The organism is Gordonia sp. DT219, assembly GCF_049847065.1.
GTDB lineage: Bacteria > Actinomycetota > Actinomycetes > Mycobacteriales > Mycobacteriaceae > Gordonia.
Map to the genome: position 1 here is coordinate 25940 of NZ_JBNCNR010000023.1, position 25297 is coordinate 51236.

A 25297-nucleotide genomic window follows, 5' to 3' on the forward strand; every position below is an offset into this window, starting at 1 on the left:
ACAGCCGTGACGGGAATCGACGCGAACGCAAAGGAAACCTGCTCGGGGTGGGGTCACCGTCCCGGCACTCGTGATCTGATCGCGGTGACGGCACGGACCGCACCGGAGGTCCTCGCGCTGTCATCGTCGACGGTGAGCCTGACGTTCGGTGAGCTCGAGGCGCGCGTTGCGCCCATGGCGACCGTGTTCGCCGGACGCGGAATCCACGGAGATGCCGCTGTCGCCGCCACGATCGCTCCGTTGGTCACCACGCCCGGTGCCGACCCGGCGGCGTCGGCTGCTCTCACGCAGGAACGCCTGCGGGGTGTGCGTACCGCGGCCGTCGACACACTTGGCGGTGACGACTGGCAGTCGCTACCCGGTCTGTTCCGACTTGCGGTGCGGCGCTTCGGCGCTCGGCTCGCGGTCACCGACACTGCGGGCGCCGGGCTGACCTATCGTGAGCTCGACGAGCGCTCCGACGCGGTCGCTCGCGGTCTGCTCGCATCCGGTGTGGCGCAGGGGTCGGTGGTCGGTCTCGCCACGTCTCGCAGCGTCGACATCATGGTGGCGATCCTCGGCATACTGAAGGTCGGTGCCACCTACCTTCCGCTCGACACCTCACATCCGGGCGATCGGCTGCAGATGATCGTCGACGACGCGGCCCCGGTCGTGGTCATCGCGGATCCCGGCGGCCACGCGACTCTCGACGCCCTCGGAGTCGGCCGCACCACGACCGCCGACCTCGGCGAGCGCGGGCACGATGGGTCACCGGCGTTGCCTGCTGCGCTCGACCCGCGTCTGGGGGCCTACACCATCTTCACCTCCGGCTCCACCGGCCGCCCCAAGGGAGTCGTCGTCGAACACCGGTCGGTGGTGGCGTTACTGGCTGCCGCGCAACAGCATTACGGCTTCACCGAATACGACGTCTGGACCATGTTCCACTCGTATGCCTTCGATGTCTCGGTGTTCGAGATGTGGGGCCCCCTGTTGTTCGGCGGACGACTGCTCGTCGTGGACTACCTGACGACGCGCAGCCCGGTGGAGTTCGCTGCGCTGCTCGCCGAGCAGTCGGTGACGGTGGTGTCGCAGACGCCGTCGGCGTTCTACCAGCTCGCCGCAGCCGTGCGGCCGCGTGGCGAGGCCACCGTGGCATCCGATGAGATGCCGTCGTCGGTCCGGTACATGGTGTTCGCCGGCGAGGCGCTCGACTTTGCACAGGTGACGCGGTGGTATTCCGATCGGATGGCCGGCCGGGGAGGGCCCGGTCCATTGCTGGTCAACATGTACGGCATCACCGAGACGACGGTGCACTCGACCTTCCGTGCGCTTGATCCCGAATTCGTGTCGACTGCAAAGGGTTCCGACGTCGGCGATGGTCTGCCGGGACTCACGGTCCGCGTACTCGACGACCGGCTGCGGCCGGTGCCCGACGGAATGCCCGGCGAGATCTACGTCAGCGGAACCCAGGTGACGCGAGGGTATCTCGGCCGCCCCGAACTGACCGGTGTGCGCTTCGTCGCCGATCCGTTCGCCGGCGCCGGCCAACGGATGTATCGCAGTGGCGACGTCGCGATCCGACACGGCGACACCCTCGAGTACCTCGGACGATCGGATGCACAGATCAAGCTGCGTGGCTTCCGCATCGAACTCGGCGAGGTCGAGGCGGCCTTGCTGTCCACGCCGGGGGTGGACGCCGTCGCGGTCGCGGTCATGGCGCGCGACAACGGAATCGAACAACTCGTCGGCTACGCCGTGCTCGCCGGCAATGCCGAAAGTGCAGACAAGGCAACCAAGGCCGACGTGTCGCCGACACTGATCAGGTCCAATGCCGCGGCGTTGCTGCCCGAATACATGGTCCCGGACGTGGTGATGCTCCTCGATGAACTGCCGCTCACGGTGAACGGCAAACTCGACCGCCGCGCGCTCCCCGAACCCGAGATCGTCGCCGACGCCGCGTACGTGGCCCCGGGCACCGAGACCGAGAAGATGCTCGCCGAGATCGTTGCGGACGTGCTCGATCTCGAACGGGTCGGCGTGGCCGACTCGCTGTTCGACCTCGGTGGCAACTCACTCGCCGCCGCGCGCATCGTCGGGCGCGCGGGCGAGGCGCTGGGGGTGGGCCTCTCGGTGCGCGATGTGTTCGACGCACCGACGGTTCGCGGGCTGGCCGAGTTGTCGGCCCAGCGTGCCGCGGGTCTGCCCGAGGTGGTTGCCCTGCCACGACCCGCACGAATTCCGTTGTCGTTCGCGCAGAGTCGCATGTGGTTCATCAATCAGTTCGATACGTCGTTGCCGACGTACAACATCCCGGCACTGCTGCGGTTGGCCGGTGACCTCGACGTGCGCGCCCTGCGCTGCGCGCTGACCGATGTGATCGAGCGCCAGCAAGTGCTGCGGACCACGTTCCCCGCCGTCGACGACGAGCCCGTCCAGGTGATCGGCGGGGTCGACGAGATCGACGAGCGACTCGAGTGGCTCGAGGTCGACTCGTGGTCGCAACTGCAGAAGGTTGCGGTGTCGGGCTTCGATGTGACCACCGGCTGGCCGGTCCGTGCCGCGCTCTTGGCGGAGTCGCCGGGACGCTGGGTGTTCGCGTTGGTGATGCACCACATCGCGTCCGACGGTGAGTCGCTGCGCCCGCTCGTCACCGATCTCATCACGGCCTACCTGGCCAGAACTGCCGGGGTCGCGCCGGAATTCGAGCCGCTGGAGATCCAGTTCGCCGATTACGCCATCTGGCAGCACGAGGTCCTCGGCTCCGCCGACGACGCGGATTCGATCATCGGTCGTCAGCTCGGCTACTGGATCCGGCAACTGCGTGGATTGCCGGACGTGCTGGACCTGCCCACCGACCGCCCTCGCCCGGCGGTGGCATCGATGCGCGGCGCGCGTACGTCCTTCACCGTCCCGGCGGCGGTGACCGACGGCGTGGCCGAGCTGGCACGTGATTCCGGCGTCACACCGTTCATGGTCGTACACGCGGCGCTGAGCGCATTGCTGGCCCGACTTTCGGGGACCGACGACATCGCAATCGCGACGCCGATCGCCGGCCGCGGGCAACGTGTCCTCGATCCGCTCGTCGGCATGTTCGTCAACACCCTCGTGTTGCGTGTGGGAGTCGATCCGGCACTGACGTTCGCGCAGTTGCTCGACCGTGTGCGCGGAGTCGATCTGGAAGGGTTCGCGCACGCCGACCTGCCGTTCGAGTCGGTCGTGGAGGCACTCGATCCGCCACGGTCGGAATCGTTTGCGCCGCTCAGTCAGGTCATGCTCACCTTCGACCAGTCCGCGATGCCCGAACTCGCCGCGCGAGGTGTTGCCGCCGCACGACTGCCGGGCCTCGACGTGGAGCCAATCGATGTCGACGACATTTCCGCCAAGGTCGATCTGACGTTCGCGCTGCGAGACACCGGCGACGGCTGGTCCGGCGAACTCGTCTACGCCACAGACATTTTCGACGCCGAGACGGCTGAGTCGATCGCCCGCAGGTTCACTCGTCTGCTGACCGAGACCACCGAACAACCGGCACTGCCGGTCGGCCGCTCCCGGTTGCTCGATGATCGCGAGTACGACGAACTGTCATCGGTGTCCGGCGGCACCGGCGCGACACCACAGTTGTTGGCGGATGTTCTCGTCGACGTGGCGAGGCGTCATCCCGACGATGTCGCGGTCACCGACGCGTCAGGTGACGTGGCGACCTACGCCGAGCTCGACGCCCGTTCGGATGAGTGTGCACGTTGGCTGATCGCCCACGGCGTCGGCACCGAAACGCTCGTGGCACTTGCGATTCGGCGGTCGGTCGACCTGCTCACCGCCTTGTGGGCGGTAACCAAGGTCGGTGCCGGCTACGTACCGATCGATCCCGACTATCCGGCGGACCGCATCACCTACATGCTCACGGACTCGGGTGTGGCCCTCGGTCTGACGACGCCGACAGTGCGCGACACGCTGCCCTCGTCGGTCGCGTGGTCGCTCATGTGCGACGTCGTCGGCGACCGGCGGGACCCGGCCGTCGGTTCGGCGGCCGGTCACCTACGGCCGGACGAGCTGGTGCGCCCTCGCCATCTCGACGCGCTCGCCTACGTGATCTACACGTCCGGGTCGACGGGGCGGCCCAAGGGGGTGGCGATCACCTACCGGGGTATCGGCAACTATTCGGCGGACCTGGCCCGCTATCGGGCAGACGGCGGTTCGGTGGTGATGGGATATTCGTCCCCGAGCTTCGACGCCTCGATCCTCGAGTGGCTGATCGCGTCGACGGGGGGAGCGATGCTCGCCTACCGGCCCGAAGGTGCGATCGGCGGAGAACTGCTCGAAGAGTTCATCCGCGAGGCCGGGGTCACGCATGCGTTCATGACGCCGACGGTGGCGGCGACGATCGATCCCGGAATGGTCCCCGGACTGCAACTCCTCGCATCCGGAGGTGAGGCGTTGTCGCAGCGACTCGTCGACGACTGGGCCGACAAGGTCGCGTTCTTCAACGCCTACGGTCCCACCGAGACATCGGTTGCGGTGGCGAACAGCAAACGCCGCGGGGGTGTTCCGGTGCGCATCGGGGGGCCGATCGGCGGTGTGGAGTTGTTCGTCCTCGACGACACGCTGCAGCCGGTTCCGGTGAACGTACCCGGTGAGCTCTATGTCCGTGGCGTGGCGCTGGCCCGCGGGTACCTCGGCCGGGCCGACCTGACGGCCGCCCGCTACGTCGCGGACCCCTTCGGCAACACCGGTGATCGGCTCTACCGCACGGGCGATGTGGTGCGGTGGCGCCGTTCCGAGTACGGCGATCTCGAACTCGAGTATTCCGGCCGCAGCGATGACCAGGTGAAACTCCGCGGTCTGCGGATCGAGCTCGGCGAGGTCGAGGCAGGGCTCTCGTCGCACCCGGACGTGTCGGCCGCGGTCGTGATCGGTGTGGGTGGCTCGGTGGCCACCGCACTCGCCGGCTATGTGGTGGCACCCTCGGGACTCGATGTGTCCGCGGTGCGTGAGCACCTCGAACAGCGATTGCCCGCCCATATGGTGCCCGCGCACATCATCGTCCTCGATGCGCTTCCGCTGACGCCCGTCGGGAAACTCGACAAGCGCGCGCTGCCGGCCCCCGAGACGCCCGACGGAGACGACTACGTCGCACCGGCGTCGACCGCGGAACGTCGGTTGGCGGCGGTGGTGGCCGGAATCCTGGGAATCGAACGGGTCGGTGTCACGGACTCGTTCTTTGCGCTCGGCGGGGATTCGATCATGTCGATCAGGCTCGCCTCGGCGGCGCGGGATGCCGGGCTGGCGCTCACCCCACGGGACATCTTCGAACACAAGACGATTCGAGCGATGGCCCGCGCAGGTGGCGATGGGCGGGCGGCCGTGGCGCTCCTGGCCGAACCGGACGGCGGCGGCGCGGGTGAGGTGCCGCTGAGCCCGGTGGTGCAGTGGCTGCTCGAGATGGCGGGGGAGCCCGAGCGGCTCAGCGACTTCTCGCAGTCGGTGGTCATGGTGGCTCCCGACGATCTGGATCCGACGATGCTCGCGTCGGTCCTCGACGCCGTCGTCGCGGCGCACCCGATGCTCGCATTGCGGCTCCGGCACTCCGACGACGGGTGGGGTCTGCTCGCGGGAGTGCCCGAGTCGCGAGCGGCAACGCACGCCGTGCATGCCGACACCGGTACCGGCTCAGCAGAGTTCGACGAGCTGATCCGCGCCGAACATGCGGCGGCGCTGGGTCGCCTCGACCCACTCGCCGGCCGCGTGGTCGCCGCCGTCCTCGTGTCCGGAAATGATGGCGCGCGCGTCATCCTCGCAATCCATCACCTCTCCGTCGACGCCGTGTCGTGGCCGATCATCATCGAGGACGTCATCACAGCGTGGGGCGCACTGAGTTCGGGGACTCCGAGCGCGTTGCGACCCGAGGTCACCTCGGCACGAGCCTGGCAGCATGCGCTCGCCACCACGGTGCAGGCCGACGGCGAGGTCGACTACTGGCTCGCGCGGGTCGGGCACCGCACGCCCGGCTTCGACGACGCGGCCGCCCTCGGTCGGACGGCACCCGAACCGGTGACCGTCGAACTCGATCCGGAACTCACCGAGGCTGTCCTCGGAGATCTGCCGAAAGCGTTCGGCGCCGCCACAGCTGACGTGCTGAGCGCCGCGCTGGCGCGTGCGGTCCGCGCATTTCAGGATGGTCGCGGGCGGCCGGTGCAGGGTCCGGTGGCGATGGTGACCGAGGGGCACGGACGATACGAAGACGTCCTTCTCGACGGCGCGGAACCACGCCGGGCCGATCTGTCGCGCACGGTGGGGTGGTTCACGACCATCGCGCCGCTCGTCATCGACCCGGGCGAGGACGCGATTCACGCCGTCAAGGCCGCAAAAGAGGAACGGCTGAGTCGTCGTGCCAGCGGCCTCGGGTTCGGGCTCCTGCGAGGTGATGCACGAACTCCGTTGTGGCACTGCGCGCTTCCGGCCATCGCCATCAACTATCTCGGCGCGGTCGGTCAGGGTGCCGCGCAGGACGACGACACCGTGATCCCCTTCGCGGTCGACATCACTGCGCCCGCACTGGCGTCGACAGTGTCCGGACTGATGCCCGCGACGAACGCGCTCACCGCCAATATCACGGTCCGCCCGGATGAACGTGGACGTGCACTGTCGGCGGAGTTCCTGTACGCGCAGGACGTGTTGACCATGCCCGACGTCGCCGACCTTGCCGCGGCATGGCTGCGTGAGCTCGAGGCGCTGCGCACCGAGCTGGACGCCATCGGCGATCCCGGACCGTCCCCGTCGGATCTACCCGGAACCGGTATCACCCAGGCGGATATCGACGCGCTGACGGCGGCGTATCCCGGCTCCGCGCTCTGGCCGCTGACGCCGTTGCAGCACGGCTTCGTCGTGCAGTCGGCGCTGGCCGGCGCCGGTGCCGGTGCCGACAACGCCGTGGATGTCTATGTGGGGCAGACGGTTCTGCGTCTTGGGGCGCCCGTCGACGAGAATCGCCTGCGGCGCGCCGTCGGCGGGTTGTTCACCCGGCATCCCGCCTTGCGGACGAGCTATCTGCAGACCGCGGGCGGCGCGGTGGTCGCTGTCGTGAATCCGTCCGTCGAGGTGCCATGGCGCATCATCGAGCTCGGCGAGGCCGACGAGGTGGGGCGGCACGCGGCGGTCGACGACGTGGTCGCCGCCGAGCGGGTCACGCCGTTCGACCTCGCGGCACCCCCGTTGCTACGGGTCGTGGTGATCCGGGACGCGGGCGGCGTGACCGTGGTCATCACCAACCATCACATCCTGTTCGACGGCTGGTCGGGGCCGCTCGTTCTCGCGGATCTGCTGGCGCTGTACGTCACCGGAGCGACCTACACCGGGGGACAGCACGCCCCGACAGACGATTTCGGCGACTTTGCGCGGAGCGTCGCCGGCGCCGACCACGCGGCCGGATTGGCTGCCTGGCGTGAGGTGCTCGCGGCGGTCGACGGACCGACACTCGTTGCACCGGGCGCGACGGCCACCACCGACGCACTGCCGCGCAACCGCGCGGTGCCCGTCGACCCACGGCTCGTCGCAGCCCTCGAATCCGTGGCACGAGAACAGGGTTCGACACTGGCGACGGTTCTCCAGTTCGCGTGGGCGGTGTTGTTGTCCCGGGTGACGGGTCAACGCGTCGTCACCTTCGGCGAGACCGTTTCGGGACGACCCGCGGACCTCGACGGTGTCGAGTCGATGGTGGGGCTTTTCATCAATACGTTGCCTGCGGTCGTCGACGTCGATCCGTCGATGCCGATCGCCGACGTACTTGCCGCACTAGGGGAGTCCAAGGTCGCGGTGCTCGACCACCAGCATCACGGGCTGCCCGGACTGACCGCACTGACCGGGGTGGAGGGCGACCTGTTCGACACGTTGACGGTGCACGAATCGTATCCCGTCGACATCGAGTCGCTCTCGACCGACTCGTCGACCACCGGGCTCGACCTCGCCGAGGTGGTGGTCAGTGATTCGACGCACTTCCCGTTGAACATGGTCACCTCGCCGACGGGTGACGGCGGATTGACGATCACCCTGAAGTACCTGCCGAGCGCGTTCGACGGGGAGCAGATCGAGGTCTTTGCCACCGCACTCGAGGTCATCCTGTGCACCGTTGCCGGGCAACCGCGGTCGTTGGTCGCCGATATCTCGCTGGTGGACGACGACGAGCGCGCCACGATCCATCGGTGGTCGGTCGGGCCGCAGGTCGGGGTCCCGGTGACCACGGTTGCCGATGCTGTTGCGGCGCAGGTGGTTCGGTCGCCGGGCGCGCCTGCGTTGTGGTGTGCGGGTCGGGTGGTGTCGTATGCGGAGTTCGGTGCTCGGGTGGCGGTGTTGGCGCGTGAGTTGATTGCGGTGGGGGTGGGGCCGGAGGTGGCGGTGGGGGTGTCGTCGGAGCGCTCGGTCGAGTTCGTGGTGGCCGTTCATGCGGTGGTCGCGGCGGGTGGACAGTATGTGCCGTTGGACACCGCGGCGCCGCTCGAGCGGGTTGGGTACATGGTGGAGACCGCTGGCGTGGGTGTGGTGTTGGTCGCCGCCGGTGAGGTTCCCGCGGCCGTTGCCGAACTCGGCGATCGCGTGCGGGTGGTCGAGGTGGATGCGTCGGGGTCGGTGGATGTGTCGGTGGCTGCGGTGTCCGATGCCGAGCGGTTGTCGTCGTTGTCCGGTGATGCGGCGTTGTACACGTTGTTCACGTCGGGGTCGACGGGCCGGCCCAAGGGTGTGACCGTGTCGCACCGCTCGGTGCTCAACAGATTGTGGTGGGGACTCGGTGAGTACCCGTGGGCGGCGGGCGATCGGGTGGTGTTGAAGACGCCGGTGACCTTTGATGTGTCGGTGCCCGAGTTGTTCGCGCCGTTGATGTCTGGTGCGCAGGTGGTGGTGGCGCGGCCGGGTGGTCATGCGGATCCGTTGTATCTGGCGGAGTTGATCGGTGCGACACGGGCGACGTCGGTGCACTTCGTGCCGTCGATGTTGTCGGTGTTCCTGGATGTGGTTCCGGAGCAACGGGTTCGGGAACTCGACTCGTTGCAATGGGTCTTCTGTTCTGGCGAGGCGCTTGGGCCTGCCACCGTGGCTGCTGCTCATCGATTGTTGCCCGGCGTGTCGATCCACAATCTGTTCGGCCCGACCGAAGCCGCCGTCGAGGTCGGTCATGCCGAGGTCACCACACGAGATCGGTTGATCCCCATCGGGATTCCCGTGGCCAATACGTCGATGTATGTGTTGGATGCGCGGTTGGGTGTGGTGCCGCCCGGGGTTGCGGGTGAGTTGTATCTGGGTGGTGTGCAGGTGGCGCGGGGGTATGCGTCGCGGGCGGGGTTGAGTGCGGAGCGGTTTGTGGCGGATCCGTTTGGTGGTGGGGGTTCGCGGTTGTATCGGACGGGTGATCTGGTGCGGTGGGGTGTTGGTGGGGAGATCGAGTATTTGGGGCGTACGGATTTTCAGGTGAAGTTGCGGGGGCAGCGGATGGAGTTGGGTGAGGTGGAGGCGGTGGTTGCGGCGGCGCCGGGTGTGGTGCATGCGGTGTGTGCGGTGGTCGATGGTGGTGGTGGGCAGCAGTTGGTGGGGTATGTGTCGCCGGGGTCGGTGGATGTGGGTGTGGTGGGTGAGTATGTGGCCGGGGTGTTGCCGGGGTATATGTGTCCGTCGGTGTGGGTGGTGACCGATGAGTTGGTGGTGAACAGTGCGGGGAAGTTGGATCGTCGGGTGTTGCCGCCGGTGGTGGTGTCGCAGGTGGGGTTCGTGGCGCCGGGGTCGGTGGCGGAGGTGTCGGTGGCGTCGGTGTTCGAGCAGGTGTTGGGTGTGTCGCGGGTGGGGTTGGGGGAGTCGTTTTTTTCGTTGGGTGGTAATTCGTTGTCGGCGATGCGGGTGGCGGCTCGGGTGGCTGATGTGTTCGGGGTGTCGGTGTCGGTGCGGGATGTGTTCGATGCACCCACCGTCGAAGAACTCGTCGACCTCGTGACCACGCGGGACCACGGCCTGACACCGATCGAGGCCGTGTCGCGACGGCCGGCAGAGATCCCGCTGTCGTTCGCGCAGTCCCGGATGTGGTTCATCAATCGGTTCGAGCCGGGCAGCGCAACCTACAACATCCCCGCGTTTCTCCGGCTGAGCGGGACACTGGACCTCGTCGCCCTGCGTCGCGCAGTCGAGGACGTCGTCGCCCGCCACGAGGTACTGCGCACGACATTCCCCGCCGTCGACGGGACACCGGTACAGGTGATACACCCCGCCCACCGGGTGGCTGCGGAGCTCGATTGGGCCGTCGTCGCCGACTCACAAGAGCTCTCCGAGGCGGTGACCACCGGGTTCGACGTCACCGAATCCTGGCCGCTGAGGGTGCGCGTGTCGCCGGTGGGCCCCGACGAACACATCGTGGCGCTCGTCGCCCATCACATCGCCGCAGACGGCCAGTCGATGCGCCCGCTCGTGGCCGATCTGGTGACCGCCTACCTTGCCCGCGCGGCGGGTGAGACACCGGACTTCGCCCCGCTGGCAGTGCAATTCGCCGATTACGCGATATGGCAGCACGAGGTCCTCGGTGATCCCGCCGACCCGGAATCGGTGGTGGGGCGACAGTTGACGCACTGGGTTGCCGAACTGAGCGGCCTTCCCGACGTCATCGATCTGCCGGCAGATCGGCCGCGTCCGGCCGTCGCCTCACATCGCGGTGCCCGCATGCAGATGGCCATCCCCTCTCACGTCGCGGCGCGAATAGCCGCGACGGCCGCCGATCGTGGCGTCACGGCGTTCATGGTCGTCCACGCCGCACTCGCGGTGCTGCTCGCGCGACTGTCCGGAGGTACCGATATCGCCGTCGCGACACCGGTTTCCGGCCGTGGGCGGGCCGTACTCGACCCGCTCGTCGGGATGTTCGTCAACACCCTCGTCCTGCGCTCCGACGTCGATCTCGGTGAGTCGTTCGCCGATCTCCTCGACCAGGTGCGAGTGGCCGACCTCGACGCATTCACCCATGCGGACGTCCCGTTCGAGACCATCGTCGACGCGCTGGACCCGGTGCGCTCCGAGGCCTTCGCGCCGCTGGCTCAGGTCATGCTCTCGACGGAGTCGGGTATGACCGCAGACCAGACGGTGCGCGTCGACTCGCTGGAGGTGGCGCCGGTCGCGGTTCCGAGCGTTTCCGCGCAACTCGACCTCGCCGTCACGGTGACGACCGCACCGCACGACGGCGACTGGCAGTGCTCGATCGTCTATGCCACCGACCTGTTCGACGACGCGACCATCTCGGCCTTCGCAGATCGTTTCATCGCATTGTTGGACGGACTCACCGCGGCGCCGGACACCGCCGTCGGAGACGCGCCGCTGATCTCGCCTGCCGAGACGGCCGCCGTCCTGGATGCCGGGACCGGACCGATCGCTGCGCCCATCACCGACACGGTCGCTGATGCTGTTGCGGCGCAGGTGGTTCGGTCGCCTGGTGCGCCTGCGTTGTGGTGTGCGGGTCGGGTGGTGTCGTATGCGGAGTTCGGTGCTCGGGTGGCGGTGTTGGCGCGTGAGTTGATTGCGGTGGGGGTAGGGCCGGAGGTGGCGGTGGGGGTGTCGTCGGAGCGCTCGGTCGAGTTCGTGGTGGCCGTTCATGCGGTGGTCGCGGCGGGTGGACAGTATGTGCCGTTGGACACCGCGGCGCCGCTCGAGCGGGTTGGGTACATGGTGGAGACGGCCGGTGTGGGTGTGGTGTTGGTCGCCGCCGGTGAGGTTCCCGCGGCCGTTGCCGAACTCGGCGATCGCGTGCGGGTGGTCGAGGTGGATGCGTCGGGGTCGGTGGATGTGTCGGTGGCTGCGGTGTCCGATGCCGAGCGGTTGTCGTCGTTGTCCGGTGATGCGGCGTTGTACACGTTGTTCACGTCGGGGTCGACGGGCCGGCCCAAGGGCGTCACCGTGTCACACCGGGCGGCGGCCAACCGCTTGTGGTGGTGCATCGGCCGCTTCGCACTGGCCGACACCGATCGGGTGGTGTTGAAGACGCCGGTGACCTTTGATGTGTCGGTGCCGGAGTTGTTCGCGCCGTTGATGTCTGGTGCGCAGGTGGTGGTGGCGCGGCCGGGTGGTCATGCGGATCCGTTGTATCTGGCGGACTTGATCGGTGCGACACGGGCGACGTCGGTGCACTTCGTGCCGTCGATGTTGTCGGTGTTCTTGGATGTGGTTCCGAAGCAACGGATTCGGCAACTCGACTCGTTGCGATGGCTGCTGACCTCCGGTGAGGCACTGCCCGCGGCTGTCGCACTCGAGGCACACGCACTGTTGCCGGACACCAGCATTCACAACCTGTACGGTCCCACCGAAGCCGCGGTCGACGTGACGGACGTCGACGTGACCGGAGCCGACCACGTCACCATCGGCAGGCCGGTCCAGAACACCACTGCCCATGTGTTGGATGCGCGGTTGGGTGTGGTGCCGCCCGGGGTTGCGGGTGAGTTGTATCTGGGTGGTGTGCAGGTGGCGCGGGGGTATGCGTCGCGGGCGGGGTTGAGTGCGGAGCGGTTTGTGGCGGATCCGTTTGGTGGTGGGGGTTCGCGGTTGTATCGGACGGGTGATCTGGTGCGGTGGGGTGTTGGTGGGGAGATCGAGTATTTGGGGCGTACGGATTTTCAGGTGAAGTTGCGGGGGCAGCGGGTGGAGTTGGGTGAGGTGGAGGCGGTGGTTGCGGCGGCGCCGGGTGTGGTGCATGCGGTGTGTGCGGTGGTCGATGGTGGTGGTGGGCAGCAGTTGGTGGGGTATGTGTCGCCGGGGTCGGTGGATGTGGGTGTGGTGGGTGAGTATGTGGCGGGGGTGTTGCCGGGGTATATGTGTCCGTCGGTGTGGGTGGTGACCGATGAGTTGGTGGTGAACAGTTCGGGGAAGTTGGATCGTCGGGTGTTGCCGCCGGTGGTGGTGTCGCAGGTGGGGTTTGTGGCGCCGGGGTCGGTGGCGGAGGTGTCGGTGGCGTCGGTGTTCGAGCAGGTGTTGGGTGTGTCTCGGGTGGGGTTGGGGGAGTCGTTTTTTTCGTTGGGTGGTAATTCGTTGTCGGCGATGCGGGTGGCGGCTCGGGTGGCTGATGTGTTCGGGGTGTCGGTGTCGGTGCGGGATGTGTTCGATGCACCCACTGTCGAAGAACTCGCAGCGGCCATCGAGGGTCGCGAACAGGTGCTGCCACGTGTGACCGCGGTGGCGCGACCCGCGGTGGTGCCATTGTCCCCGGCTCAGTCCCGGATGTGGTTCATCAACCGATTCGATCCGACGTCGGCGTCGTACAACGTGCCGATCGTGTTGCGTCTCAAGGGAACCCTCGACGTCGACACCCTGGCTGCTGCCGTCGGTGACGTCGTGGAGCGCCACGAGGTATTGCGCACGATCTATCCGGCAGACGGTGACGGCCCCGTGCAGCGGATCGTCGCCGCGGCGCAGGCGCGCGAGATGGTGGACTGGAGCACCGCGCGAGAACACGAGGATCTGATCACCTCGGCGACAACGGGCTTCGACGTCACGCGGCAACTACCGATCCGGGGCCGTGTGCTGCCGGTCGGGGACGACGAGTACGAACTCGCCCTCACCGTTCATCACATCGCCTTCGACGGCGGGTCGGTTCCGGTCCTCGTCGGCGATCTTCTCTCCGCCTACCTTCACCGCGCCGACCCGACAGTCGCGGCGCCGGCCCCGCTGCCGGTGCAATACGCCGACTACGCACTCTGGCAGCAGGCGGCGCTCGGCAGCGTGCATGATCCGTCGAGCCCGATCGGTGCCCAGATGGACTACTGGCGAACGCAACTCGCAGCGCTACCGGTGGTCACCGACCTGCCGATGGACCGTCCACGGCCGTCGGTTCGTGACACCGCCGCCGGCGTGGTCACCGTGCCGGTCGACGACACGTTGGCCACGGGCATCGAGGCGTTCGCCCGAGATCATGAGATCACCGAGTTCATGGTCTTGCATGCGGCGCTGGCGATCATGGTGTCCCGCGAGGCCACCACCGGTGACGTGGTGATCGGAACCCCGATCACGGGCCGCACCGATTCCGCGCTGACCGATCTCGTCGGCATGTTCGTCAACACCCTGGTCCTGCGCACCCGGGTCGAGCCGGCGCACACCGTCGCCGACTTCGTCGGCGCCGTTCGTAGCACCGATCTCGATGCCTTCGCACACGCGGACGTGAACTTCGAAGACCTGATCGACGAGTTGTCGCCTGCGCGCTCCACCGCATTCGAGCCGCTCGTGCAGATCGCCTTCACCCACGTCTCGGGTGACGTCGATCCGCGGACCCGGATCGATGCGGCGGGACTGATCGCCGAACCGCTGGACATCGCTGCGCCCGCAGCCAAGTTCGACCTCACCATCGGCGTGGCGGGCCGTCGCGGTGACGAACCCATGGCGGCTGAATTCATCTATGCCGGTGCATTGTTCGACGAATCGACGGTCCGTGCTCTCGCCGACCGGTGGTTGACGATACTGGAAGCGATGGTCGTCGACCCGAACGTCGCCGTGGGCGACATCGACCTCGCCACCGGCGACGAGGTGGTGACATCACTCGCGGTGCGTAGCCGTCAGTCGCTGGGCACCGACGGTGTCGCGCCCGACGGCGGTGTCTCGACACCGCGTGTTCTCGTCGACATCCTCGCCGACCGCCTGATCAGCCCGAGGAGACCGGCGCTGATCTGTGGTGACGAGGAGATCGACTACGCCGAGTTCGAGAAGGCGACCAACCGCGTCGCCCGGCGGTTGATCGCCCGGGGCGTAGGGCCGGGCGGGGTGATCGCGGTCGGTATGCATCGATCGATCGCCTCGGTTGTCGCCGCGTTCGGGGTGTTCCGAACGGGGGCGGGCTACGTGCCGATCGCGCCGTCGTATCCGGCAGATCGGATCGCCTTCATGCTCGCCGACTGCGGTGCGACCCTGGGAATCGGCGATCGCGACATCATCGACGGCTTCGGTGAGTGGCCGTGCACGTGGCTCGACATCGCGTCCCTGATAGGGCCGGGAGTCGCCGACGGCCCCATCACGAGCGACGAGCGGCGCGCGCCGGTCAGGCTCGACGACCTCGCGTATCTCATCTACACCTCCGGCTCCACCGGGTGGCCCAAAGCCGTCGGGGTCACCCAGCGCGGCGTCGCGAATCTCATCGACGCGCTCGCGGAGATCTCCGGCACCACGGCGACGGCAGATGACGTCCGGGTGTTGCACGTCGCGTCGCCGAGTTTCGACGCGTCGGTTCTCGAAATGCTGTGGGGCATCGGCCTCGGACACACCCTGGTCATCGCGGGGGCCGACGAATACGCCGCCGACGCCCTCGGCGGCGTCCTCGAACGCGGGGGTGTCACCGAGGCGGTCATCACGCCGACGGTCCTCGCAACCGTCGATCCCCGCTTCGGCGCGACATTGAGAAACCTCGCATCAGCGGGTGAGGCGTGCCCGGCCGAACTGATGGACAAATGGGCGTCGGCCCACCCCGACCTCCGGACGCTCAACCTCTACGGCCCGTCGGAGACCACGGTGTGGGCGACGGCGGCGGTGGTGCGGCGCGGGCTCCCGGTGACCATCGGGCGCCCGATCCGCGGTTTCGCCGCATATGTTCTCGATTCGCGACTCCATCCGGTGCCTCCGGGCGTGACGGGCGCGCTGTATCTCAGTGCCGACGACTCGCTCGCGCGCGGTTACCTCGGACGTGCGGGACTCACCGCGAAGGCGTTCGTCGCGGACCCGTTCGGCTCGGCCCCGGGCGCGCGCATGTACGCGACGGGTGACGTCGTCCGGGTCACCGGGGACGGCGAGTTGGAGTACGTCGGCCGCATCGATACGCAGGTCAAGTTGCGCGGACTGCGAATCGAACTCGGTGAGATCGAGGCGGCACTCACCGCACATCCCGACGTCGACGCTGCGGTGGTGATCGGTGTCGGTGGGGCGGCCGCCACCGCGCTGGCCGGCTACGTGGTGGCACCCGCCGACATCGATGTCGCCGGAATCCGTGACCGCGTCGCCGAGCGGCTCCCGTCCCACATGGTGCCCTCGAGTCTGACCGTGCTCGATGCGCTGCCGCACACCCCCGGCGGCAAGCTCGACACGAGTGCCCTGCCCGAGCCCGTCGAGGAAGAGCAGCAGCATCGCAGTGTTCCGCCGGCGACCGAAGCCGAGGAACGCGTTGCCGCGGTATACGCCGAGGTGCTCGGTACCGACCGGGTCGGCGTCACGGAGAGCTACTTCGATCTCGGCGGCAACTCGCTCTCGGCCACCCGGGTCGCTGCGCGCGTGTCCGAGGTGTTCGACGCCGACATCACCGTTCGCGACCTGTTCGAGCAGCCGACGGTACGGGGCCTCGCGGCACTTGCGGTGCAGCGTGAGCCCGGTCTCCCCCCGGTCGTGCCCGTCGCACCGCGACCTGCCCACATCCCGCTGTCGTTCGCGCAGGCGAGGATGTGGGTGATCAACCAGTTCGATCCGACGGTGAGCACCTACAACGTGCCGGTGCTGCTCAGACTCGGCGGCGACGTCGACGTGGCGGCGCTGCGGGCAGCCGTCGTCGATGTGGTTGTGCGTCACGAGGTCCTGCGGACGGTGTTCCCCGCAGTGGACGGTGTTCCGGTGCAGAGCATCGGCGACGTCGACAGCGTGTCGGTTCGACTCGACTGGGCGGTCGTCGATTCCGCGGCGGAACTCGAATCCGCCGTGACCGACGGCTTCGACGTCAGCGTCGAGCGGCCCCTGCGGTGCCGCCTCTGGCAGGTCGGCCCCGGCGAGTACGTGTTTGCCTTGGTGGCCAACCACATCGTGGCCGACGGCGAGTCGATGGGTCCCTTGGTCGGCGACATGATGACGGCCTATGCGGCGCGGGCCGCCGGCTCGGCGCCACGATTCGCGCCGCTGCCGGTGCAGTTCGCAGATGTGGCAATCTGGCAGCACGACGTACTCGGTCACCCCGACGACCCCGCGTCGGTGGTCGCCCGCCAGTTGTCCTACTGGGAGCGCGCGTTGGCGGGTGTGCCGGATGTACTCGAACTGCCGATGGACCGTCGGCGACCGCTCGTCGCCTCCGAGCAGGGCGCGCAGGTCGGGTTCGAGATACGCGCGTCGATCGCGAGCCGGGTGACGGCAGTGGCACGCGAGTACGGGGTGACGCCGTTCATGGTCATCCATGCGGCTCTCGCTGCTCTCCTCTCCCGGCTGGCCGCCTCGACCGATGTGACAGTGGGAACCCCAATTGCCGGTCGCGGGCAACGTGATCTCGATGCGCTGGTCGGCATGTTCGTCAACACACTCGTGCTGCGCAGCGAAGTGGACCCGAATGTGTCGTTCGCCGATCTGCTCGCCGCGGTGCGGACCACCGACGTCGATGCGTTCGCGCACGCCGACGTGCCGTTCGAGGCCGTGATCGATCGCCTCGACCCGGTACGTTCGGAAGCCTTCGCCCCGCTCACCCAGGTACTGCTCACGTTCCACCAGACGGTGCCACCCGAGATCGCGGCCAACGTGAACACCATAAACAGTGTGAGCGGCATAAACGTTGCCGGAGCGCAGATCTCGGCCATTGCGCCGGAGCACACACCGGCAAAGGTCGATCTCACGTTCGGTATCGCCGCCGGTCCCGACGGCGAGCCCTGGACGGCCCAGATCGTCTATGCCACAGACCTTTTCGACGCGCCGACCGTCGACGCCATCGCTGATCGTCTCGTCCGGCTGCTCGACGCCTGCACCGCCGATCCCGACCTGATGGTCGGCGACGCCGTGCTGCTCACCGACTCCGAGGCCGCGACACTCGCGGCGCTGCCCGCCCCGGTGACCGAGACCCCGCGCACCGACCTGACTCTGGTCGAGGTGTTCGCCAGATCGGTGCGCGCACATGGGGACCGGACCGCGGTCGGCGCCGGTGGCCGGTCGCTCGTCTACCGGGAACTCGACGCCAGATCGACCGCAGTGGCCGCCGCGCTCGCCGAAGGGGGTGTCGCGTCGGGAGACCTCGTCGGCGTTGCCACCGCGCGCACCGTCGACCTGGCAGTCGCCATCCTGGGTGTGCTGAAGGCAGGTGCCGGCTACCTGCCGCTCGACACGACGAACCCGGTGCGACGACTGGCCTACATCGTCGACGACGCCGCGGTCGACCTGATCATCACCGATGCGGCGACGGTCGATCACGAGCTCTTCGCCGCGCTGCCGGATACCGTGGCGGCGGTCGACGTCGACGATCTGGTGGCGCAGGGGGCAGGTCTGTCCGCACCGGCGCCGAGCATCCGACCCGACTCCGGCGCGTACGTCATCTACACCTCCGGATCCACGGGTATGCCCAAGGGCGTGGAGATCACCCACCGCGACGTGCTGACCCTGATCGACACCACCGCTGCGGACTTCGATTTCGTCGCCACCGACGTCTGGACCATGTTCCACTCGTATGCATTCGACTTCTCGGTCTGGGAATTGTGGGGTCCGTTCGCGACGGGTGCGCGTCTGGTCATCGTCGATCGGGATGTCGCTCGCGACCCGGACGCGTTCGTCGAACTCCTCGCTCGCGAGGAGGTGACGGTGCTGAACCAGACGCCGTCGGCCTTCTACCAGCTCATCGACGCTCGCCGGCGCGTCGCACCCCGTCTCCGGTTGCGCTACATCGTGTTCGGCGGGGAGGCGCTTGCGTTCGATCAGGTCGACCGGTGGTTCACCGAGAACCCCGCGGACACAGCGCAACTGGTCAACATGTACGGCATCACCGAAACGACGGTGCACGTGAGTATCCGGCCCATGGACCCGGTGTCGGTCCGCGGCGGCGACAGCTCGCTGATCGGGCGGCCGTTGAGGTCGTTGGGAATTCACGTCCTCGACACGCGTCTGCGTCCGGTGCCGCCCGGCGTCGTCGGCGAAATCTATGTCACCGGAGGACAATTGGCGCGAGGCTACCGCGGACGGCCAGATCTGAGCGCCACGCGGTTCGTTGCCGACCCGTTCGATCCGGGCGGTGTGCGCATGTACCGCACCGGCGATCTCGCGCGTCGCGTCGGCGACGACATCGAGTATGTCGGGCGCGGTGATGCGCAGGTGCAGTTGCGCGGCTTCCGCATCGAATACGGCGAGGTCGAGACCGCTCTTGCTGCGTCCCCGGGCATCAATGCCGCCGCGGCGATGGTCATCGACATACCCGGACGTGGTGAGCAGCTCGTCGGATATGTGGTCGGTGATCAGATGGATACGGTCGACGTCGATGTCGTCCGCGGCGTCGTTGCGCGCGCGGTGCCGGCGTACATGGTGCCCGCCATCATCACCGTCACCGACCGGCTGCCGCTGACCGCGAACGGCAAGTTGGACCGGAAAGCCTTGCCGCAGCCCGTGTTCGACAGTGCCGGTGGCGACACCGTGCCGATGTCACCCGCAGAGGAGGCCCTGGCCGGTCTCGTTTGTGGTGTCCTCGGCGTCGAGAGCGTCGCGATGACCGACTCCTTCTTCGCGCTCGGCGGCGACTCGATCCTCGCCATCACGCTCTCGTCGGCCGCGCGGGCGGCCGGTATCCCGATCTCGCCGCGCGACATCTTCGAGCACAAGTCGGTGCGCGCCCTGGCAGCGGCATCGGCCGCGGACGCGCGGCAACTCCCGATGCTGGCGGAGCCGTCGGACGGGCCGAGGGGACCGGTGCCGATCTCGCCGGTGGCCGCGTGGATGATCGAGTTGTCGGACGGGCCAGACGATTTCGCCGACTTCTCCCAGTCGATGACACTGGTCGCGCCGGAGGGCCTCGACACCGAGACGCTGCGAGGACTCCTCACCACGGTGGTCGCCGCGCACCCGATGCTGTCGTCGACGCTTGCCTACGTCGATGACGAGTGGGTTGCGACAGCGGGGTCCGATGCCTCACCGAGCGTCGTCGACGAACGCGTCGACTCAGCTCTCGACAGCCCGGAATTCCTTGTGGCCGTGCGCAGGGCGCACGCGCGGGCGCTGCACGAGCTGTCTCCGGCCGACGGGGTGTTGGTGTCGGCCGCTCACGTGGCGGCGTCGGACGGCGCCCGGGTGGTGCTCGCGATTCATCACCTCGGCGTGGACGCGGTCTCGTGGCCGATCCTCATCGAGGACGTCATCACCGCATGGGCCGCGTGGAACGCGGGCGACGAGGCGACGCTGCGTCCCGAGGTCACCTCGGCACGAGCGTGGCACCGGGCGCTGGCCGAACACACGCCGGATCACGCAACGGAAGTGGACTACTGGCGCCGGCGCGTCGACCGCGAGCCCACCGATCTCGGCGTCACCGTCGACCGCGACCGGGACCGGTTCGCCACCCTGTCCACGGTGACTGTCCGCGTCGGGCCCGCGGAGACGGAGGCGTTGCTCACCAGCGTCCCCGAGCGGTTCGGCGGACATGTCAACGACGCCCTGCTCGGTGCGTTGGCCCGCGCGATCAGATCGTGGCAGCGCGCGCGGGGAATCGTCGACGACGCCGCGGTATCGGTGCTGGTCGAGGGCCACGGGCGCTACGAGGACGTGCTCGCGCACGGTTCGGCGCCGAGCACGGCCGACCTCTCCCGCACGGTCGGATGGTTCACGTCGATCGCGCCGGTGGCGCTCGATCCGGGAGCCGACATCGTGCACGCCGTGAAGGCCGCCAAGGAGGAGCGCCTCGGTCGACCCGGGCACGGTCTGGGATTCGGGCTTCTGAGGCTCGATCCCGGCTCACCGCCGGCGCAGACCGCGCTACCGGGCATCGCGTTCAACTATCTGGGGGCAGGGGTCCGCGGCGGCGACGACGATGCGGCAGTCGTGCCGTTCACCGCCGACCCGGCGGCACCCGCGCTACCGGCGTCGGTGTCGGGACAGATGGTCGCGATGAACACCCTCTCGGTCAACGTCGGGATCGCGGGGACCGACGGTGGCCGCGAACTGTCGGCGGATCTCGTGTTCCCGAGCGGCGCATTCTTCCGTTCCGACATCGAGGAGCTCGGTGCACGGTGGACGGCCGAACTCGCCGCCGTCACCGTGGCGGCGGGGCGTTCGGGCGGCCCGGGACCGTCGCCCTCGGACGTGCCCGGTACCGGTGTCACCCAGGACGACCTCGACGAGCTCGCGCACCGATTCGGTTCGGCCGACATCTGGCCGATGACGCCCCTGCAGAAGGGCCTCCACGTCCAATCGCAGCTCGCGGGCGACGATGCGGTGGACGTCTACGTCGTACAGGCGATTCTGCACCTGGGCGGGACGATCGACGTCGACAGACTTCGCCGCGCGACCGAGGCGCTCTTCGAACACCACAGCGCGCTGCGTTCGGCGTTCGTGCGCTGCGCAAGCGGCGCTGTGGTCACGGTCGTCCCGGCGACGGTCTCGGTGCCATGGGAGGTCGTCGAGGTGCCGGCGACGTCGACTGTCGATGACATGGTGCAGGAGCACGCCGACATCGAGCGACGCCGCGGATTCGACCTCGAGTCCGCTCCGCTCATGCGCTTCAAGCTCGTGCGACACGGCGAGAGCGCGCACTTGATCGTCACCAACCACCACATCCTGATCGACGGGTGGTCGGGTCCGCTCGTACTCGCCGACCTGCTCGCGCAGTACGCGACCGGGTCGACGTACACGGGGACACAACCCGGGGGCGGCGACTTCGGTGACCATGCGCGCCGCGTCGCCGCCGCCGACCCGGAGGCAGCTCGAGCCGCATGGCGCGAGGTCCTCGCGCCGCTCGACGCTCCGACCCTCGTGGCGCCCGGTGTGTCCGGTGCCGGCGAGATACTCCCCCGCGATCGCGGCACGGTCCTCGACGAGGAGACCGTCACCGGGATCGAGCGACTCGCCAGAACCCAGGGGGCGACCGTGGCGACGGTGCTGCAACTCGCCTGGGCCGTGCTCCTGTCCCGGCTGACCGGGAATCGGGTCGTCGCATTCGGTGAGACCACCTCTGGCCGCCCGGCCGACCTCGAGGGCGTGGCGTCGATGGTCGGATTGTTCATCAACACCGTGCCCGCGGTCGTCGACGTCGACCCGGGTGCGCCCGTCGCGGACGTGCTCGGGCATCTACAGCAGGCCAAGGTGGCCGTGCTCGATCACCAGCACATCGGACTGACGGAACTGATGGCGCTGGCCGACGGCCCGCTGCAGTTCGACACGCTCACGGTGCACGAGTCGTACCCGGTGGACGGCGACTCGCTGGCGGGGGCCGATTCCGCACGAACCGGCGGCCTGCAGATCCTCGACTTCGACGGCACCGACGCCACCCACTATCCGCTCAACATGGCGACCGCTCCGCTGCCGGGAGGAAGGATCTCGCTCACGCTGAAGTATCTGCCTGCGGCGTTCGACGATCACCAGGTGGAGGTGTTCGGCCGAGCACTGGTCGAGATCTTGCACCAGATGGCGGCCGACCCGACGCGGCTCACCGCAGACATCACGATGGTGTCCCCCGCGGAGTCGGCTCTGCTCATGCCGGTCGACGGTGGCGCCGGGTCCCGGCCGCGGCTACTCGCCGACCTCTTCGCCGAGGCTGCAGCGGCATATGGACCGCGCACGGCCGTCAGCGACGCCGCCGGCGCGAGGTTGACCTACGCCCGACTCGACGCCGACTCCAATCGGCTTGCGCGCTGGCTGATCTCGCGTGGGATCGGCGCCGAATCGCTGGTCGGTCTGGCGATCGGGCGTTCGGCCGACCTGCTCACCGCGATCTGGGCGGTCGCCAAGACCGGTGCCGGATATGTGCCGATCGATCCGGACTATCCGGCCGAACGAGTCGCGACGATGATCGAGGACTCGGGTGCGGTGCTCGGCTTGACGCGTTCGCGTTCGCTCCCGTCGCGTCCGGGACTCGCATGGATCGACCTCGACGACCCGTTCGTGTCCCGCGAGATCTCCTCGCATCCGGACGTGGCCGTCGCGGCGGGTGAGCTGTTGGCTCCGGTGCGGCCGGAGAACGTGTCCTACGTCATCTACACCTCGGGATCGACCGGCAGGCCGAAGGGCGTGAGCGTCACCCACTCCGGCCTCGCGAACTACGCCGCGGTGGAGTCGTCGTGCTTCCCCCCGGCCGATCGGCCGGTGGTACTCGGCTTCGCGTCACCGAGCTTCGACGCCTCGGTGCTGGAATATCTCCTCGCCGCGACGCTCGGCGCCGAGATCGCCTACCGGCCCGCCGACGCGGTCGGCGGCGAGGCGCTCGAGGATTTCATGCGGATCCGAGGGGTGACACACACGTTTCTCACGCCGACCGTGCTGTCGACTCTCGACCCGGCAACGCAGCCGGATCTGACCGGCGTGGCGGTCGGAGGCGAAGCCGTCCCGTCGTCGATCATCGACGGCTGGTCAGAGCACGTCAGTCTCCACAACATCTACGGCCCGACCGAGACGACGATCAGCGTGACGTTCTCGCGGCCGATGTCTCCCGGCGCTCGGGTGCTGCTCGGTGGTCCCATCGTCGGCGCGGGACTCGCGGTTCTCGACGCCCGTCTGCATCCCGTGCCCGAGGGGGTCTCCGGCGAGCTCTACATCACCGGACCACCGCTCTCTCGTGGCTACCTCGATCGACCGGGGCTGACCTCGGAGCGGTTCGTCGCGCACCCCAACGGTGCACCGGGGGAACGGATGTACCGAACCGGCGACGTCGTCCGCTGGCAGCGAGACGAGACCGGCGAGCTCGCCCTCGAGTACTCGGGCCGCAGCGACGATCAGGTCAAACTGCGGGGTTTGCGGATCGAGCTCGGCGAGATCGAAGCGGCCCTCGCGAGCCATCCTGCGGTCGGGTCCGCGGTCGTCATCGGTGTCGGAGGTGCGGTGGCGACCGCGCTCGCCGGCTATGTCGTGCTCGATTCCCCGGTGCTCGATTCCCCGGTGCTCGATTCCCCGAGGGCAGAGGGACCCGATGCGGCGACCTTGCGGCAGTTCCTCTCGCAGCGGCTTCCCGCGCACATGGTGCCCGCGGGCATCACCGTGCTCGATGAGTTTCCCCTGACTGCTGTCGGCAAGCTCGACAAGCGCGCACTTCCCGAACCACGGGTGTCGGCCGGCCTTCATGTGGAGCCGTGCGGGCCGGTCGAGGCGTCGGTGGCGGAGGTCTTCGGCGAGCTCCTCGGCGTCGAGGACGTCGGTGCCACCGACAGCTTCTTCGACCTCGGTGGTGACTCGTTGTCGGCGACGCGCGCACTCGGTCTCTTGCGTAGCAGGCATGGCGATCACCTCGAACTCGGATGGTTGTTCAACGATCCGACGCCGCGCGGTATCGCGGCGCGTATCGAGAGCACGGCGGCAGCTGCGGACGAGGTCCTCATCGAACTCGCACGGGGATCGCAGGCGCCCCTGTTCTGCGTACATCCCGCCGGTGGACTCGCGTGGTTCTATGCAGGGTTTGTGCCCTACCTGGACGATCGCCCGGTGTACGGACTGCAGGATCCGCACGCGGTGTCGGGTGAGCCGTTCGCGTCGTCGGTGGAGCAGCTGGCGGGAAGGTACCTCGCCGAGATCCGGCGCGTGCAGCCCCAGGGTCCGTATCACCTCCTCGGCTGGTCGCTCGGCGGGTACGTCGCCTACGCGATGGCCACGCAACTGCGAGCGGCTGGTGAGCAGGTGGCGTTCCTCGGTGTGATGGACTCGGCACCGGTTCCCGCCGAACCGGCCGACGGTGTGGCGTCGACGGAGCGGGTTCGTCCCGGCGGCGAATTCGTCGGCGACTTCCTGGGGGGCTGGCGCGCCCTGTTCGATCTCGGGGAAGATGTCGCGGCGAGTTCGGCCGATGAGGTCGCCGCGATCGTGCGGGACCGGATCGCGTCGATGGGGCTGCTGCGCGATGAGCAGGTGCAATGGGTGATGGACAGCTTCGCCGGCGGTGAGCAACTGGTCGAGCGTTTCCGTCCGGACCCGTTCGACGGCTCGCTGCTGGTGTTCACGGCGACTCGCGACAAGGAAGACCCATCCGCGCTCGCGCGGTCGTGGGAACCACACGTCGGCGGACGCGTTCTCAACGTAGACGTCGACGCCGATCACCTCGGCATGGCGAATGCGGATGCTCTCGCAGTCATCGGGCCGGTCCTCGCAGCGCGGCTGTCGGAGAACACGCACGACGATGCCGCGCCCGAAGCAAGCGTGCACGCACCGACAACGAACACCTCGAAGACGATGGTGAGGAAAGGAAGCGACAATGACGAACCCCTTCGATGACGAGAACGGACGATTCTTCGTCCTGGTCAACCACGAGAACCAGCACTCCCTCTGGCCGACGTTCGCCGACATCCCGGACGGATGGACCACGGTGTTCGGCGAGGACAGCCGCGCCGCGTGCCTGGAGTATGTCGAGAAGAACTGGACCGATCTGCGCCCGCAGAGCCTGATCGACGCGATGGAGGCCGACGAGGCGGCCAGAAAGAACGGCTGA

General features: G+C 68.2%; 2 protein-coding genes. Both read left to right on the plus strand.

Annotated elements, in window-relative coordinates; all coding sequences use genetic code 11:
• Positions 1-6 precede the first annotated feature (6 nt).
• The gene (locus ACPXB3_RS18950; RefSeq protein ID WP_425729029.1) at positions 7-25083 is read left to right on the plus strand and encodes a non-ribosomal peptide synthase/polyketide synthase; all 25077 of its coding nucleotides are present in this window, start codon (positions 7-9) and stop codon (positions 25081-25083) included.
• Entirely contained in the window at positions 25064-25297 is a 234-nt protein-coding gene (locus tag ACPXB3_RS18955) for an MbtH family protein (RefSeq protein ID WP_425704466.1), read from the plus strand. The genes ACPXB3_RS18950 and ACPXB3_RS18955 overlap by 20 nt, the downstream gene beginning before the upstream one ends.

What these genes read in the sequence shown, in the direction of transcription:
- ACPXB3_RS18955 (WP_425704466.1), top strand. Translation starts at nt 25,064, where the DNA reads ATGACGAACCCCTTCGATGACGAGAACGGACGATTCTTCGTCCTGGTC.